Below are 14,487 nucleotides of genomic sequence, written 5' to 3' on the forward strand. Positions count from 1 at the left end.
CCAAATGAACCGTTAGTGGCCTCTGTGTAAAGTTCGCGAAGTTTATACCCGTGAGGCTGGCCGCACAATCCGACAGACCACAAGCAAAATCAAAGGTTTGCGTTATTACGCCGTATTTCCGAGGGTTTCTTTGGCGGCGCATGTGACAGCCACGCGAAGGCATGGGGCAGCCCGGTCATGAACCAGGCCACCCCAAGCAGCGCATCGACAGGCGCTAGAGCTCAGGGTCATCGGCGCCGCTGTAGATATCCGAATCCTTGTACAAGTCGTGCACGTGGCGCACCAGCACCATGATCACCGCCGCCACCGGCAGCGCCAGCAGCACACCGGTAAAGCCGAACAACTCGCCGCCGGCCAGGATCGCAAAGATTACCGCCACCGGGTGGAGGCCAATCCGATCCCCCACCAGCAACGGCGTAAGCACCATGCCCTCCAGCGCCTGCCCCACCATGAATACGGCGACGATGCCGATCATCGGGTACAGATCGCCACCGAACTGGAACAGACCGGCAATCAGCGCGGCGCCAATCCCGATGACGAAGCCCATGTACGGCACGATGGCCGCCAACCCGGCAATCAGGCCAATCAACAGGCCCAGCTCCAATCCGACCAGCATCAGGCCCGCGGCGTAGATCACGCCCAACGCCAGCATCACCAGCAATTGCCCGCGCACAAAAGCGCCCAGCACTTCATGGCACTCACCCGCCAGCGCCACGGCTCGCTCTTCGCGATCACGGGGCAGCAGGCTGCGAATCTTGGCCATCATCAAATCCCAGTCACGCAGCAGGTAAAAGCTCACCACCGGGATCAACACCAGATTGGCCAGCCAACCGATCAACGCGAGACTGGAGGCCGTTGCTTGACTCAGCACCACACTGACGATGTCAGTGGTCTGGCCCATGTGCTCACTGATGGCGGCCTTCACCTTGTCGAACTTCCAGAAACCATCCGACAAGCCGAACTTCGATTGCGCCCACGGCAGCGCGGTGTGCTGCAGCCAGTCGAGCATCTGCGGCGCCAGCTCATACAGGCGAACGAGCTGTTTGGCGAGCATCGGCACCAGCACCAGCAGCAAGGCAACCACAATCAAGGTGAACAGGGTAAACACCGCCACCACTCCCCAAGTACGGGATAACCCGACCCGTTCCAGCCGATCCACCAGCGGGTCGAACAGGTAAGCCAAAAGCAACGCCACCAAAAATGGCGTCAGAATCGGATGCAACAACCAGATAAAAGCACAGAGCAGGACCACTCCACCCAACCAGAACCAACGCCGCGTATCGGCCATGTACCACTCCATCTGCATCTATCCAGAGAAAAAATTACCAACGGAAACGCAATTGCGGCACCAGGGCCGGTGTGGCGGCCACGGCTGGCGCAGCCCCTTCGGCAGCGGGCTGTACAGGCGCCGTGGGCGCTGGCGCATCACTCACCGGAACCTCCTGCAACTTCGCCAGCGACAACTGCGAGCGCAACTGTTCGGCACTGGCATTGACCCGGTACACAATCCGGTCGGCGTCGACAGCCACCAGCCGCGCACCGAAGGGGTCCAACAGGCGTCCCAGCGTTGCATAACGCTCCAGGTTCATGCCCTGTACTTCCAGCAACTGCTCGCCGGATGCGCCTGGCTTGACCACGAATCGGGGTGCCAGCCGCTGATTGACCGCCAGCATCACTGCATCCGCCAGTGCTGCCTGGTCCGCGCCCTGAACGCTGCCCGCCTCCTTCTGGTCACCCAGCCAGAGGTGCCATTTGGCTTGCCATTGGCCGCCCTCCTCACGGGCATGCACCGCCAGCAAGGCATCGGCGTTGTAACGCTCGGAAGCATCACGCAACGGCGTGGCATCGGCTCCTTCGAGCGTCGGCGCCGTGGCAACCAGTTGCTCACTGAGGTCCGCCAAGGGCAGCCGCAGCGGCAACCCCTCGGTGTTGAGCCGCACGTCGTAGCGGTTCGGCGCTCGCCTGGCCATCTCCTACCAGGCTCGAACCTTCAGTGGAGTCGTTCAACCACCAGGCCAGGATCGATGGCCGATTCGCCCCCCACAATGACAGCCCGGCGCGACGCAATGCCTGCGCGGTGCTGGCGGGGTCGAAATCGACCTTCAGCACTTCCGGCGGGCCCGCATCGAAACCATACTGGCTGATGATTTGCTGCGGATCCTTGCGAATGTCAGCCAGGCCCGGGTTTTGCGCCGCCTTGGGATCGCCGGTCAGACGCAACACCAATGTGTCGAGTGCACGCTGGGTGGCTTGATCGCGCTCATCGGGGGTCTGGCTGGTAACGGGCTCACGCACCTGATAAAGGCTTTTGACGGTTTCGGCATGGCTCGCCAGGCTCACCACAGACAAGCAACCCACAAACAATGATCTGAAAAAGCGCATGAAGAATTCCTGACGACAAGAGCGGCTGGAACTGACCGCATGAAGACAATCGAGCAAGGCTGTGACCATCGCCCGACGCAAAACATTCACCTGTTCCGCTTATGTTTTTCGTACAACCCTAACGATAGACGGTTCCTGGTCCTACCTTATATAGGCACGGAGCCGAACAACGCGGTTTTTTTGTGTCGATATGCCCCTGCTGTCGGCCTGAGGATGGCCGCTGGTGCTCAAGCCTGATAAAATCGCGCGCCTTCGCAGACCGGCAACAGCCGGGCCCCCCGAAATCCGCGCATGGCATCTGCCCATCGTTGTTTCGGCGGCCCCACTGGACTCGGTCGTTACCCCTGAATCCCCCCTAAAGGCCTGGATCATGAGCAAGCAACCCTCCCTGAGCTACAAGGACGCCGGTGTAGACATCGACGCCGGTGAAGCATTGGTCGAACGCATCAAGAGCGTCGCCAAGCGCACTGCGCGCCCGGAAGTCATGGGCGGCCTGGGCGGTTTTGGCGCCCTCTGCGAAATCCCGGCCGGCTACAAGCAGCCTGTGCTGGTTTCCGGCACCGATGGCGTGGGCACCAAGCTGCGTCTGGCGCTGAACCTTAACAAGCACGACAGCATCGGCATCGACCTGGTCGCCATGTGCGTGAACGACCTGGTGGTCTGCGGCGCGGAGCCGCTGTTCTTCCTCGACTACTACGCCACCGGCAAACTGAACGTCGACACCGCCGCTCAAGTGGTGACCGGCATCGGCGCTGGCTGCGAACTGTCCGGCTGCTCCCTGGTCGGCGGCGAAACCGCTGAAATGCCTGGCATGTACGAAGGCGAAGACTACGACCTGGCCGGTTTCTGCGTCGGCGTCGTGGAGAAATCCGAAATCATCGACGGTTCGAAAGTCGCTGCTGGCGATGCCCTGCTCGCCCTGCCTTCTTCCGGCCCGCACTCCAACGGCTACTCGCTGATCCGCAAGATCATCGAAGTGTCCGGCGCCGACATCGAAAACACCCAGCTCGACGGCAAACCGCTGACCGACCTGCTGATGGCCCCGACCCGTATCTACGTGAAGCCGCTGTTGAAGCTGATCAAGGAAACCGGCGCAGTCAAGGCCATGGCTCACATCACCGGCGGCGGCCTGCTGGACAACATCCCCCGCGTACTGCCAAAAGGCGCACAAGCGGTGGTCGACGTCGCGAGCTGGACCCGTCCTGCCGTTTTCGACTGGCTGCAAGAGAAAGGCAACGTCGACGAGAACGAAATGCACCGCGTCCTGAACTGCGGCGTTGGCATGGTGATCTGCGTGGCGCAAGAGCACGTTGAGACCGCGCTGAACGTCCTGCGTGAAGGCGGCGAGCAGCCATGGGTCATCGGCCAGATCTCCACCGCTGCCGAAGGCGCGGCCCAGGTTGAACTGAAGAACCTCAAGGCGCACTGATGCCTGCCACCTGTGATGTCGTGGTGCTGCTGTCCGGCACCGGCAGTAACTTGCAGGCCTTGATCGACAGCACGCGGACCGGCGACAGCCCGGTCCGCATCGCTGCGGTGATTTCCAACCGCGCCGACGCCTACGGCCTGCAACGTGCCAGGGACGCAGGTATTGCCACCCGATCCCTGGACCACAAGGCTTACGAGGGCCGCGAGGCCTTCGATGCCGCGCTGATGGAACTGATCGACGCTTTCCAACCGAGACTGGTCGTCCTGGCCGGTTTCATGCGCATCCTCAGTGCTGACTTCGTCCGCCATTACGCGGGCCGCCTGCTGAACATCCACCCCTCGTTGCTGCCCAAATACAAAGGGTTACACACTCATCAGCGAGCGTTGGAAGCCGGCGACACAGAACATGGCTGCTCCGTGCACTTCGTCACCGAGGAACTCGATGGCGGACCACTGGTCGTACAGGCAGTATTACCGGTAGAGTTGCACGACACACCGCAGAGTCTGGCGCAGCGAGTTCACACCCAGGAACACCTGATCTACCCGATGGCGGTACGCTGGTTTGCCGAAGGTCGTTTATCACTCGGCGAACAAGGTGCTTTACTCGATGGCCAGTTACTCGCGGCCAGCGGCCACTTGATTCGAACCTAGGAGATTTTATGCGTCGCGCCCTGCTCTTCGCTTGCGCTCTGTTCGCCCTGCCTTTCGCGCAGGCTGCAGACCTTCAACCCTTCTCCGCCAGCTACACCGCCGACTGGAAGCAGCTCCCCATGAGCGGCACAGCCGAGCGCAGCCTGACCAAGGAAGCCAACGGCGTCTGGAAACTCAGCTTCAAGGCGTCGATGATGATCGCCAGCCTGTCCGAAGAAAGCACCCTCACGCTGGACAAGGACACCCTGCTGCCACAGTCCTATCACTTTGAACGTGGCGGCCTGGGCAAAGCCAAGAAAGCCGACCTGGACTTTGACTGGACCGCGAAAAAGGTGACCGGTACTGATCGCGGCGACGCGGTCAACATTCCGCTCAACCGTGGCATGGTCGACAAGTCCACTTACCAGTTGGCCCTGCAACACGACGTGGCCGCCGGCAAGAAAAGCATGAGCTATCAGGTTGTGGATGATGGCGAAGTCGACACCTATGATTTCCGCGTGCTGGGATCGGAAAAGGTCGATACCAAGGCCGGCCAGATCGATGCAATCAAGGTCGAACGCGTACGCGACCCGACACAAAGCAAGCGCATCACCGTACTGTGGTTCGCCAAGGACTGGGATTACCTGCTGGTTCGCCTGCAACAGGTTGAAACCGACGGCAAGGAGTACAACATCATGCTCCAGGACGGCAAGGTCAACGGCAAGACCGTCAAAGGCAACTGAGACCGCTGCCCCCCCCGATCCGAAATAGCCCCGCCAATGCGGGGCTTTTTTTGTTCAGTGCTGAACCGTTCGCGGCAGGATCGACAGGAAGTTGTCCCGGGCGACCTTTCTCGCCACCTCCTCCGGCAGCGCGTCCAGAAACGGATCGAAGCTGCGCATTTCCTTTCCAAGCTTGTTGAAACGCCCAACGACATCCGAGCCGATCATGAAGCGGTCTGGGAAGCGCTCCACCAACTGCACCCACTCCCGACGCGGGGTGCCTTGTTCGTCCAGCAGATAAGGCGTCAGCAGGCTCCAGGACAGATCGATATACAGATTGGGGTACGCCTCCAGCATCCGCGTCAGGGTTGGCAGCAGAAAATCCAGGCGAGTCTGATGCCGGTGGATTTCGGCACTGGTTCCGGCGTGAGCCCAGATGAAACGGGTATGCGGGTGGTTACGCAGCGGCTCCTCAACTTCGGCTAGATACAGCGGGTTGCGCTCGCGCTTGGAAGTAATGTTCGAATGCAGCATCACCGGCAGGTCGTTCTCGGCGGCCAGGTGGTAGATGCGTGTCATCGCCTCGTTATTCGCCCGAGGCGTGTCGCCGGACGTCAGCGCGGTCAGGTCATCATGGCGGGTAAAGACTTCGCCGATGCCCTGCCATAGGCCTGGATTGAGATCGAGCATGCGCTGGATATGCGTGGCGGAGTTCTTGTCGTTGGGATTGAAGCCAGACAGGAATGGGTGAAAGTGCTGGCGCTGCTCGACCGTCAGCCGGTTTACAGCCGCAGCGACGATGGTGTCGGTTGCGCTGTACCAGTAGGCATCGGCGTCGTCGCCGGCGTAGTAACGCGGGCGCTTGGGTTCGTCTTCGTGCCATTTCTTGGCCACCGGAATGCCCGACATCATCACATGTTCGATGCGATTGTCCGCCATGGCCTTGAGCAGTTTCGGCATGCCCGCCGTTTCCTGGAAAAAATCCACGTAATGCAGGTGCGCATCGCTATAGGAATATTCGCGGGCTTCAACGCACAGGCTGCACAACGCCCCCAACCAGGCGAGACTCAAGCGATTCAAGGGCACGGGCAATCTCCAGGGTCATGAACAGCGTAGACCCCAGCGTATGGACCTGGGTTCACCAACAAGAAAGTGCAACGTAAAAGGGTCGTAATGCTCTATAACAGTAGGGTCTGCGACCCAATGACTTTTCCGACTACTGAGGTATCTCATGACCGTCACCGTCAATACCGTTTCCGCCGAGGGTTTTCGCCATAGCGTGCAAATAGATGAGCACGAGCTGTTTGCCGATGTACCGCCCTCCGCCGGTGGTGAAGGCTCGGCACCCGAGCCACACGACTATTTCGACGCGGCCCTCGGCGCTTGCAAGGCCCTGACCCTGAAACTGTATGCGAAGAAAAAGAACATCCCGCTGACCGGCGTTAGCGTTGAGGTCAAACGCGACAACAGCGAGGAACTCAAGGGCAAGTATGCGCTGCACGTCAAATTGACCCTCAAGGGTGTGCTCACCGACGCCCAGCGCGATGAGTTACACCGTGTGGCCGATCGCTGCCCGATCCACAAACTGATGACCACCACTGATGTCAGCATCGAGACTCATCTGTCCGAAGGCGCTTTCAGCCAATAGCAGCAACGCACGGGCAAGCGGGTTATGCTCCACGCGTCACCCGCTCAGCCTGGAATGCACCATGAACTCTCCGCTTGTGATCCGTCCCCGCACCGAAGATGTCGAAGGCCAACCGATACTTCGCCCTCTGCCATCCACCAAATGCCGCAACGTGGGGCCTTTCGTGTTTTTCGACCACATGCTCGAAACCCGCTATCCGGCAGGTAAAGGCATGAACATCCGTCAGCACCCGCACATTGGCCTGTCGACCCTGACCTACTTGTTCGAAGGTTCGGTACAGCACAAGGACAGCCTCGGCTCCGATCAGGTGGTGAATGCCGGCGATGTCAGTTGGATGACGGCGGGCAGCGCCATTGCCCACGTCGAGCGCACGCCCGAAGCCTTGAAAGCCAGCGGGTTTACCCTGCACGGCTTGCAAATCTGGCTGGCTTCGCCCAAGGACCATGAGCAGGGTCCTGGGCATTACAGCCATCACCCGGCGGCGACGTTGCCGTTTAGCGACAACCTGGGGGTGAAAATCCGCATGATCGCCGGATCAGGCTTTTGCCTGGAATCCCCGGTACCGGTGCTTTCTCCTACGTTGTATGCCGAATTGCACCTGCAAACTGCGACGACATTGCTGATCCCGACCGAGCACGAAGAGCGCGCGCTGTATGTGCTCGAAGGCGCCGTACAGCTCGATGGCGAGGTGATCGAGCCCCACGCGCTGGTGGTATTGCCGCCAGGGCAGGAGATGACTTTGTTCGCCGAAAGCGACGCGCATGCGGTGGTGTTCGGTGGCGCGCCCCTGGATGGACCGCGACGCATCAACTGGAACTTCGTCGCGAGCGACCCGGCAGCCATCGACGAAGCCCGCCGCCGATGGGCCGCCGGAGACTGGCCAACCGTACCAGGAGAAGTGGAGCGCATCGAACTGCCCTGAGAGCGAGACTCTGTAGGAGCGAGCCTGCTCGCGATAACGGTGTGTCAGCCAGCGAAGATGGTGGATGTGCTGACCGCATCGCGAGCAAGCCCGCTCCCACAATGAATCTCAGCGGCCAAAAAATGTGTGGTCGACACTGTTCCCCCTGTAGGAGCGAACATGCTCACGATAGCGGAGTATCAGGCGCCAATGATGGTGGATGTGCTGACCGCATCGAGAGCAAGCTCGCTCCTACAGGGGAACTCGATGTCACCGTTGAGCCCTTGTAGGAGCGAGCTTGCTCGCGATGGCAGTATGTCAGCAGCGAAGATGTTGGATGTGTCGGCCCTTTCGCGGGCAAGCCCGCTCCCACAAAAAAACCCGCCGAAGCGGGTTTTTTGTTGCAACTCGGTTAAGCCGAGAGCTCAACCAACAGCTTGTTGAGACGGCGCACGTACGCGGCCGGGTCTTTCAAGCTGTCGCCCGCCGCCAGGGCTGCCTGGTCGAAGAGGATGTGCGACAGATCGCCAAAACGTTCGTCGCTCTGCTCGTTGTCGAGCTTCTCGATCAGCGGGTGAGCCGGGTTGAATTCGAAGATCGGCTTCGAGTCCGGCACCTTCTGTCCACTGGCTTCGAGGATCTGGCGCATTTGCAGGCCCAGGTCTTGTTCACCGATGGCGAGGATCGCCGGCGAGTCGGTCAGGCGATGGGAAACCCGTACTTCGGCAACAGAGTCACCCAGAGCGGTTTTCAGGCGCTCGACCAGACCCTCTTTGGACTTGGCGACTTCTTCTGCGGCTTTCTTGTCCTCTTCCGAGTCCAGGTTGCCCAGGTCCAGGTCACCGCGTGCCACGTCGACAAAGCTCTTGCCGTCGAACTCGCTGAGGTAGCTCATCAGCCATTCGTCGATACGGTCGGTCAGCAGCAGCACTTCGATGCCTTTCTTGCGGAAGACTTCCAGGTGCGGGCTGTTCTTGACGGCGGCGTAGGATTCACCGGTGAGGAAGTAGATCTTGTCCTGACCTTCCTTGGCACGCGCCAGGTACTCGGCCAAGCCAACGTTCTGCTCTTCATCGGTGCCGTGGGTCGAGGCAAAACGCAGCAGGCCGGCAATTTTTTCCTTGTTGACGAAGTCTTCTGCCGGGCCTTCCTTCATGACCTGGCCAAAGTTCTTCCAGAAGCCCTTGTATTGCTCAGGCTCGTTCTTCGCCAGCTTTTCCAGCATGTCCAGCACACGCTTGGTCAGCGCCGACTTCATCGAATCGATGATCGGGTCTTTCTGCAGGATTTCCCGCGACACGTTCAGCGACAGGTCGTTGGAGTCGACCACACCCTTGATGAAACGCAGGTACAGCGGCAGGAACGACTCGGCCTGATCCATGACGAACACGCGCTGCACGTACAGCTTCAGGCCTTTTGGCGCTTCACGCTGGTACAGGTCGAACGGAGCACGGGCCGGCACGTAGAGCAGCGAGCTGTACTCAAGTTTGCCTTCGACCTTGTTGTGGCTCCAGCTCAGCGGGTTCTCGAAATCGTGAGCGATGTGCTTGTAGAACTCCTGGTACTCCTCGTCCTTGATCTCGGTGCGAGGACGGGTCCACAGGGCACTGGCGCGGTTGACGGTTTCCCATTCGGCGGCCGGTTGCTCTTCGCCTTCGGCAGCGGCGACTTCCTTGGGCAATTCGATCGGCAGAGCGATGTGGTCGGAGTACTTCTTGATGATGTTGCGCAGGCGCCAGCCGTCGGCGAACTCGTCTTCACCGGACTTGAGGTGCAATACGATGCGAGTGCCGCGCTCGGCTTTCTCGACGGTCGCCACTTCGAAGTCGCCTTCGCCCTTGGACGACCAGTGCACGCCTTCGCTGGCAGCAGCGCCGGCACGACGGCTGAAGACGTCGACCTTGTCGGCAACGATGAACGCCGAGTAGAAGCCGACACCGAACTGACCGATCAGGTGCGAATCCTTCTTCTGGTCGCCCGACAGGTTTTTCATGAAGTCGGCAGTACCGGACTTGGCGATCGTCCCCAGGTGGGTGATCACATCTTCACGGCTCATGCCGATGCCGTTGTCTTCGAGGGTGACGGTCTTGGCGTCCTTGTCGAAGCTCACGCGGATTTTCAGTTCGCCGCCACCTTCCAGCAACTCAGGCTTGGACAGGGCTTCGAAGCGCAATTTGTCGACAGCGTCAGAGGCGTTCGAGATCAATTCGCGAAGGAAGATTTCCTTGTTGGAATACAGCGAATGGATCATGAGGTGCAGCAGTTGCTTCACCTCGGTCTGGAAGCCCAGGGTTTCCTTTTGAGTTTCCACACTCATGGTCATCAAACTCCAATCAGATGGCAGTGACCGCGTCCCAGAGGGTCGGCGGCGGGTTGTCATCAAAGTTGGGGGCAGCGATCAGGATTTCAAGGGCTCATTGACTTTGAAATGCGCGCGGGCCGTGGCAATGGGCTCGCCTTCGGTGCTCTGCCAGGCGGTCACGGCCACATTCGCGACACGACGCCCCTGGCGACACACCTGGCACCGGGCCCACGTATCGCGAAACTGCCCGGCACGCAGGTAATCCAGGGAGAAGTCGATGATTTTCGGTACGTCCGGGGCCCCGGTGAATATCAATAAGTGCAGCGCTGCCGACAGCTCCATGAACCCGGCAATCACGCCACCATGGATCGCCGGCAGTAAAGGGTTACCAATGTTGTCCTTGTTGGCTGGCAGACGAAACAACAGGTCATCTCCCACCCGCGAACATTCGACACCGATCAGTTGGGCGTAGGGGATCAGTCGCAGCAGTTCGGTGTAGTCGCCTTTCTCGTGAGCTTGTTGCAGTTGCTCCGTGAGGTTCTCGATCATTGCGCAGCCCCTGTGATGACGCCGCCAAAGCCCTTGGTGCCCTTAACGCCCTTGCCCATGCGCATGAACGTGCCCACCACGTGAGCAATGGGCTGCTCGGGATCGTCCTGATAGGCGAACCCTCGGGCAAAGATCACGTCCGTGGTGACCCGATAGCATTGGGCGAAACCATAGACATCCTTATGTGGTTCAGCGGCATGCATGTAGTCGATGCGCAAGTCGAGGGTCGGACAGACCTCGAACTCCGGCAACACGCAAAGCGTGGACATGCCACAAGCAGTGTCCATCAACGACGTCAAAGCACCACCATGAATGACCCCGGTCTCGGGATTTCCGACGATTTGCGGGCTGTACGGCAATATCACGGTAAGGCCGTCGTTGCTCGCGCTGTGTACGCGCAAGCCAAGCACGTGACAGTGGCGAAGGGCCGACAGAAATCGCGTCGCGCGCTCAAAAACGGGGTTTGCGGCCATTTGAAAAGTACTCTTGTTAATAGTCAGACATCGCACTCGGCAGGTTCGGTAAAAGTTCCGCGCAGCTTCAAACTTATATATCTGAACGATTCAAGGAACTTAACCATGAGGGTCGCGCTCGAAAGGGCAAGTAGATGATTTCCATAAGGAGAAACACCCCATGCGTAAGACTTTAGCTATTGCCTTGATGTTGACCGCTTCCCTCGGTCTCGCTGCCTGCGATAAAAAATCCGAGGACAAAGCTCAAGATGCCAACCAACACGCCGAGCAAGCTCAGGAAAAAATGAACGAAGCTCAGGATAAAGTGAACGACGCCGCGAAGGAAAACGCCGAAGCCGCCAAAGATCAGGCTGAATCGAACGAAGCCGCTGCTGAAGAAGCCAAAAAAGAACTAACCGTTCTTTCAGTGCGATAAGAAAACCCGCCAATCGCGGGTTTTCTTTTGTCCGTTTGTTTTACATGCTTAGATCAAGATAGTTCTAAAAGTCGGACTAATCATCAGCAGTAACGAACATACCAGCCCGATCAACCACACCAGACTTCTTAACGAAGCCAGATCCCGCCAGTAGCAGAACAAGTACAGAATGCGGGTGATGACAAAGATGATTGCCAGCGAATCGATCAGCCACCCCGCCGTCTGCGTGGTATGCGCCATCAATACCCCCACCGCAAACAAAATGAACGCCTCGATACTGTTCTGGTGCGCGGCGAGCGCTCTGGCACCGAACCCGGTGAGTTGCGCCTGCTGCTGACGCGGCAGATGGTTGTTGTAACCACCCTGCTCCTTCATGGCCTTGGTGACCGGCATGCGGGCCACGTAAATCAATAGAGCACTGATCAACACACACCAGAACGGGATACTCATCAAACGACCTCTTTAGGCGTGTCAGGCAATGGCGCCTCTGTAGGGGTATAGACCATCACATCGAGTACGTCGGAATGAAATTCCCGGCGATAGAGCACCAGCACCACCCCGGCACTCAACAACATGAACAGCCACGGACTGACAAACCAGGCCAGCATCGTCATGCCGAAATAGTAGGAACGCAGGCCAAAGTTGAACTGGTTGGCAGCCATGGAAATAACCCTCGCCGCCCGGGCCGCAAAGGCCTTGCGCTCCTGTTCGGAGACGTGACGCTCGCCGATCATCGGTGCTGAGCCCACCAGGATCGCGGCGAAGTTGTATTGGCGCATGCACCAACTGAACGTGAAAAACGCATAGACAAACACCAGCGCCAGACACAGCAGCTTGATCTCCGACATGCCCTGGGAAGCCTGTTGCACCATGGGGATATCGGCCAGCAACGACACGGCCCTCTCCGACGCCCCCAACACGGTCAGAATGCCCGCCAGGATAATCAGCGTACTGGACGCGAAGAACGACGCGTTGCGCTCCAGGTTGCCGATCACGCTCGCATCGGCGATGCGGTTGTCGCGCAGCAGCATCCGACGCATCCAGTCTTCGCGATACAAGTGCAACACACTGGCCAGGCACGCGGTGTCGCGGCCCTTCCACGTCGCGTAGCGGGTGTAGCCGCCCCAGCAAATGACAAACCAGGCAGCGGCGATGATGTGGATCAGGTTGGCTTGGATGAACGACATGCAGGTCCTTGTGATGAAATGGCAAAACACCGAGTCCTGTGGGAGCGAGCCTGCTCGCGAAGGCGGCGTATCAGTCGATGCAACTATTGAATGATAAGCCCCCTTCGCGAGCAAGCCCGCTCCCACAATGATTTGCGTGAAGCGAAAAAAATGCCCCGTATCGTTTGATACGGGGCATTTCGGTTGAGCGGCGAAGCTTACGCCAGTGCTTCGGCTCGCTTGCCCAGCATGCGGTCGCACACCACCGCGACGACCAGGGTCATCACCGACGGTACCAGCCAGGCCAGGCCTTGCTCGCTCAGTGGCAGATGAGCCAGTTGGGCCGGCATCCAGTCCGCCAGGCCGGCTCCCTTGAGGGCATCAATCACACCGAAGAGGAACGACACCAGCATGACCGGGCCGACAATACGACCCTGCTCATGCCAGAAGTCCTTGCAGAAGCTCAGGGCGACCAGGGCGATGCACGGCGGATAGATCGCGGTCAGCACCGGGATCGAGAACGCAATCAGCTTGGTGAGGCCCAGGTTGGACACCAGCAATGAGAATGCGGCCAGTATCACCACCAGCGTCTTGTAGGAGAGCGGCAGTACACGGCTGAAGTATTCGGCGCAGGCGCAGGTCAGGCCAACCGCCGTCACCAGGCACGCCAGCGAGATGAGCACCGCGAGGAACCCGCTGCCCAGCGAGCCGAAAGTGTGCTGGACGTAAGCATGCAGCACGGCCGCACCGTTGGTCGCACCGGCCGCCACTTCATGGCTGCCCGAACCGAGACGGAACAGGCTGACATACACAAGGGCCAGGCCAACGCCAGCGATCAGGCCTGCAATGATCGCGTAACGGGTGATCAGCGCTGGCGATTCAACGCCACGGGAACGGATGGCATTGACGATCACAATGCCGAACACCAGTGCGCCGAGCGTATCCATGGTCAGGTAACCATTGATGAAGCCCTGGGAAAATGGCGCCGCGACATATTCGGGCGTGGCCACGCCAATGTCACCGGCCGGCAACGCGAAAGCCGCAATGCCCAGGACAGCCAGGGCGATGATCTTCAGCGGCGCGAGGAAGCGCCCAACGGTATCCAGCAGGCGGCCCGGGTAGAGCGAAATGAAGAACACCAGCAGGAAATACACGGCGCTATACAGGAACAATGCCAGCGGGCTCTCGCCGGTCAACGGGGCCAGGCCGACTTCGAACGACACGGTCGCGGTGCGCGGCGTCGCGAACAACGGGCCCACGGCAAGGTAGCAGGCGGCCGCCAGTAAGCCACCGGCGATTTTGCCGATGGGACTGCTCAGGGCGTCCATGGCACCCCGACCTTGGCCAGGGCGACGACGGTGATGACCGGCAGGCCGACTGCCGTGATCAGAAAGCCTAGCGCCGCCATCCAGACATGAGGCCCGGACTGCAAACCGACGATAGGCGGGAAGATGATGTTACCGGCCCCGACAAACAGGGCAAACGTCATAAAACCAAGTGCCAGGATGTCCTGACCTTTCAACACTTTCATTAAGGAAATACCACACTACTGAATCGGAATTTAGAGGGGGATTTCCCTATGGGTGAGGGAAATGCTGTCAATCCGTATAGGACCGACCCGGTTGGCGTGAGACTGCCTTTTGGGCTTCACGCGAAAAAATCGCGGCTAGACTAACGAATCTGGCAGAAAAACGCACTGATTGAGGGCAAACATTCCGATCTACGACATCTTTGTGTCGCAAAAAGGCAGCTTCAAGCAGCGAGCTGCAAGCTACAAGCTCGTTCGCGCTGGGACTGCTTGCAGCTTGGAGCTTACCGCTCGCAACTGCTTCAAAACGACAAAAGCCACCCGAAGGTGGCCTTTGTTTGGT

The 14,487-nt window shown here is 59.4% G+C and carries 13 protein-coding genes and 2 pseudogenes; 6 read left to right on the forward strand and 9 right to left on the reverse strand.

Features of this window, described 5'->3' with window-relative positions; all coding sequences use genetic code 11:
• Positions 1 to 214: 214 nt before the first annotated feature.
• Positions 215 to 1,288 carry an AI-2E family transporter gene (locus AB4N33_RS13790; RefSeq protein ID WP_476457563.1) on the reverse strand — a complete coding sequence of 358 codons (1,074 nt, stop codon included), beginning with the start codon at positions 1,286 to 1,288 and terminating at the stop codon, positions 215 to 217.
• 34 nt (positions 1,289 to 1,322) lie between these two features.
• Positions 1,323 to 2,382, reverse strand: a pseudogene (locus AB4N33_RS13795) (DUF2066 domain-containing protein).
• Positions 2,383 to 2,752: 370 nt separating this feature from the next.
• Here AB4N33_RS13795 and purM point away from each other — a divergent pair.
• The 3 genes from purM to AB4N33_RS13810 are packed head-to-tail and all read left to right on the forward strand — an operon-like array spanning position 2,753 to position 5,183.
• Positions 2,753 to 3,811 (forward strand): phosphoribosylformylglycinamidine cyclo-ligase, encoded by a 1,059-nt coding sequence (purM, locus tag AB4N33_RS13800; RefSeq protein ID WP_460139953.1) that lies wholly within the window; start codon positions 2,753 to 2,755, stop codon positions 3,809 to 3,811.
• Positions 3,811 to 4,461, forward strand: a complete 651-nt coding sequence (gene purN / locus AB4N33_RS13805) for a phosphoribosylglycinamide formyltransferase (RefSeq protein WP_460117088.1) — start codon at positions 3,811 to 3,813, stop codon at positions 4,459 to 4,461. The genes purM and purN overlap by 1 nt, the downstream gene beginning before the upstream one ends.
• 8 nt (positions 4,462 to 4,469) lie before the next feature.
• The gene (locus AB4N33_RS13810) at positions 4,470 to 5,183 is read left to right on the forward strand and encodes a DUF3108 domain-containing protein (protein ID WP_476457564.1); all 714 of its coding nucleotides are present in this window, start codon (positions 4,470 to 4,472) and stop codon (positions 5,181 to 5,183) included.
• 54 nt (positions 5,184 to 5,237) lie between these two features.
• Here AB4N33_RS13810 and AB4N33_RS13815 read toward each other — a convergent pair whose 3' ends face one another.
• Positions 5,238 to 6,248 carry an amidohydrolase family protein gene (locus tag AB4N33_RS13815; protein WP_476457565.1) on the reverse strand — a complete coding sequence of 337 codons (1,011 nt, stop codon included), beginning with the start codon at positions 6,246 to 6,248 and terminating at the stop codon, positions 5,238 to 5,240.
• A 145-nt stretch (positions 6,249 to 6,393) separates the two neighbouring features.
• Between AB4N33_RS13815 and AB4N33_RS13820 the strand changes: the two genes are divergently transcribed.
• Positions 6,394 to 6,810, forward strand: a complete 417-nt coding sequence (locus AB4N33_RS13820; RefSeq protein WP_460117091.1) for an OsmC family protein — start codon at positions 6,394 to 6,396, stop codon at positions 6,808 to 6,810.
• A gap of 61 nt (positions 6,811 to 6,871) precedes the next feature.
• Positions 6,872 to 7,732 carry a pirin family protein gene (locus AB4N33_RS13825; protein WP_476457566.1) on the forward strand — a complete coding sequence of 287 codons (861 nt, stop codon included), beginning with the start codon at positions 6,872 to 6,874 and terminating at the stop codon, positions 7,730 to 7,732.
• A gap of 391 nt (positions 7,733 to 8,123) precedes the next feature.
• Here the strand turns inward: AB4N33_RS13825 and htpG are convergent, their stop codons facing one another.
• From htpG to AB4N33_RS13840, 3 genes are all read right to left on the reverse strand, one after another.
• A complete protein-coding gene (htpG, locus tag AB4N33_RS13830; protein ID WP_476457567.1) occupies positions 8,124 to 10,028 on the reverse strand; it encodes a molecular chaperone HtpG in 1,905 nt (634 codons plus the stop codon).
• A gap of 81 nt (positions 10,029 to 10,109) precedes the next feature.
• A complete protein-coding gene (locus AB4N33_RS13835) occupies positions 10,110 to 10,562 on the reverse strand; it encodes a PaaI family thioesterase (RefSeq protein WP_476457568.1) in 453 nt (150 codons plus the stop codon).
• On the reverse strand, positions 10,559 to 11,035 hold the full coding sequence (locus AB4N33_RS13840) for a PaaI family thioesterase (RefSeq protein ID WP_476457569.1): 477 nt from the start codon (positions 11,033 to 11,035) through the stop codon (positions 10,559 to 10,561). Before AB4N33_RS13840 ends, AB4N33_RS13835 begins: the two co-directional genes overlap by 4 nt.
• 160 nt (positions 11,036 to 11,195) lie before the next feature.
• Between AB4N33_RS13840 and AB4N33_RS13845 the strand changes: the two genes are divergently transcribed.
• On the forward strand, positions 11,196 to 11,450 hold the full coding sequence (locus AB4N33_RS13845) for a hypothetical protein (protein ID WP_476457570.1): 255 nt from the start codon (positions 11,196 to 11,198) through the stop codon (positions 11,448 to 11,450).
• A gap of 48 nt (positions 11,451 to 11,498) precedes the next feature.
• On the opposite strand, the gene AB4N33_RS13850 is transcribed toward AB4N33_RS13845, so the two are convergent.
• The 3 genes and pseudogenes from AB4N33_RS13850 to brnQ all read right to left on the reverse strand — a co-directional run bounded on the left by AB4N33_RS13850 (position 11,499) and on the right by brnQ (position 14,147).
• The gene (locus AB4N33_RS13850; RefSeq protein WP_476457571.1) at positions 11,499 to 11,900 is read right to left on the reverse strand and encodes an MAPEG family protein; all 402 of its coding nucleotides are present in this window, start codon (positions 11,898 to 11,900) and stop codon (positions 11,499 to 11,501) included.
• Complete coding sequence (locus AB4N33_RS13855; RefSeq protein WP_460117099.1) at positions 11,900 to 12,637, reverse strand: DUF599 domain-containing protein; 738 nt, start codon at positions 12,635 to 12,637, stop codon at positions 11,900 to 11,902. The genes AB4N33_RS13850 and AB4N33_RS13855 overlap by 1 nt, the downstream gene beginning before the upstream one ends.
• A 197-nt stretch (positions 12,638 to 12,834) precedes the next feature.
• Positions 12,835 to 14,147 (reverse strand): annotated as a pseudogene (gene brnQ / locus AB4N33_RS13860) (branched-chain amino acid transport system II carrier protein).
• Positions 14,148 to 14,487: the final 340 nt, after the last annotated feature.

The sequence above is a fragment of the Pseudomonas sp. S1_E05 genome, from assembly GCF_056337105.1.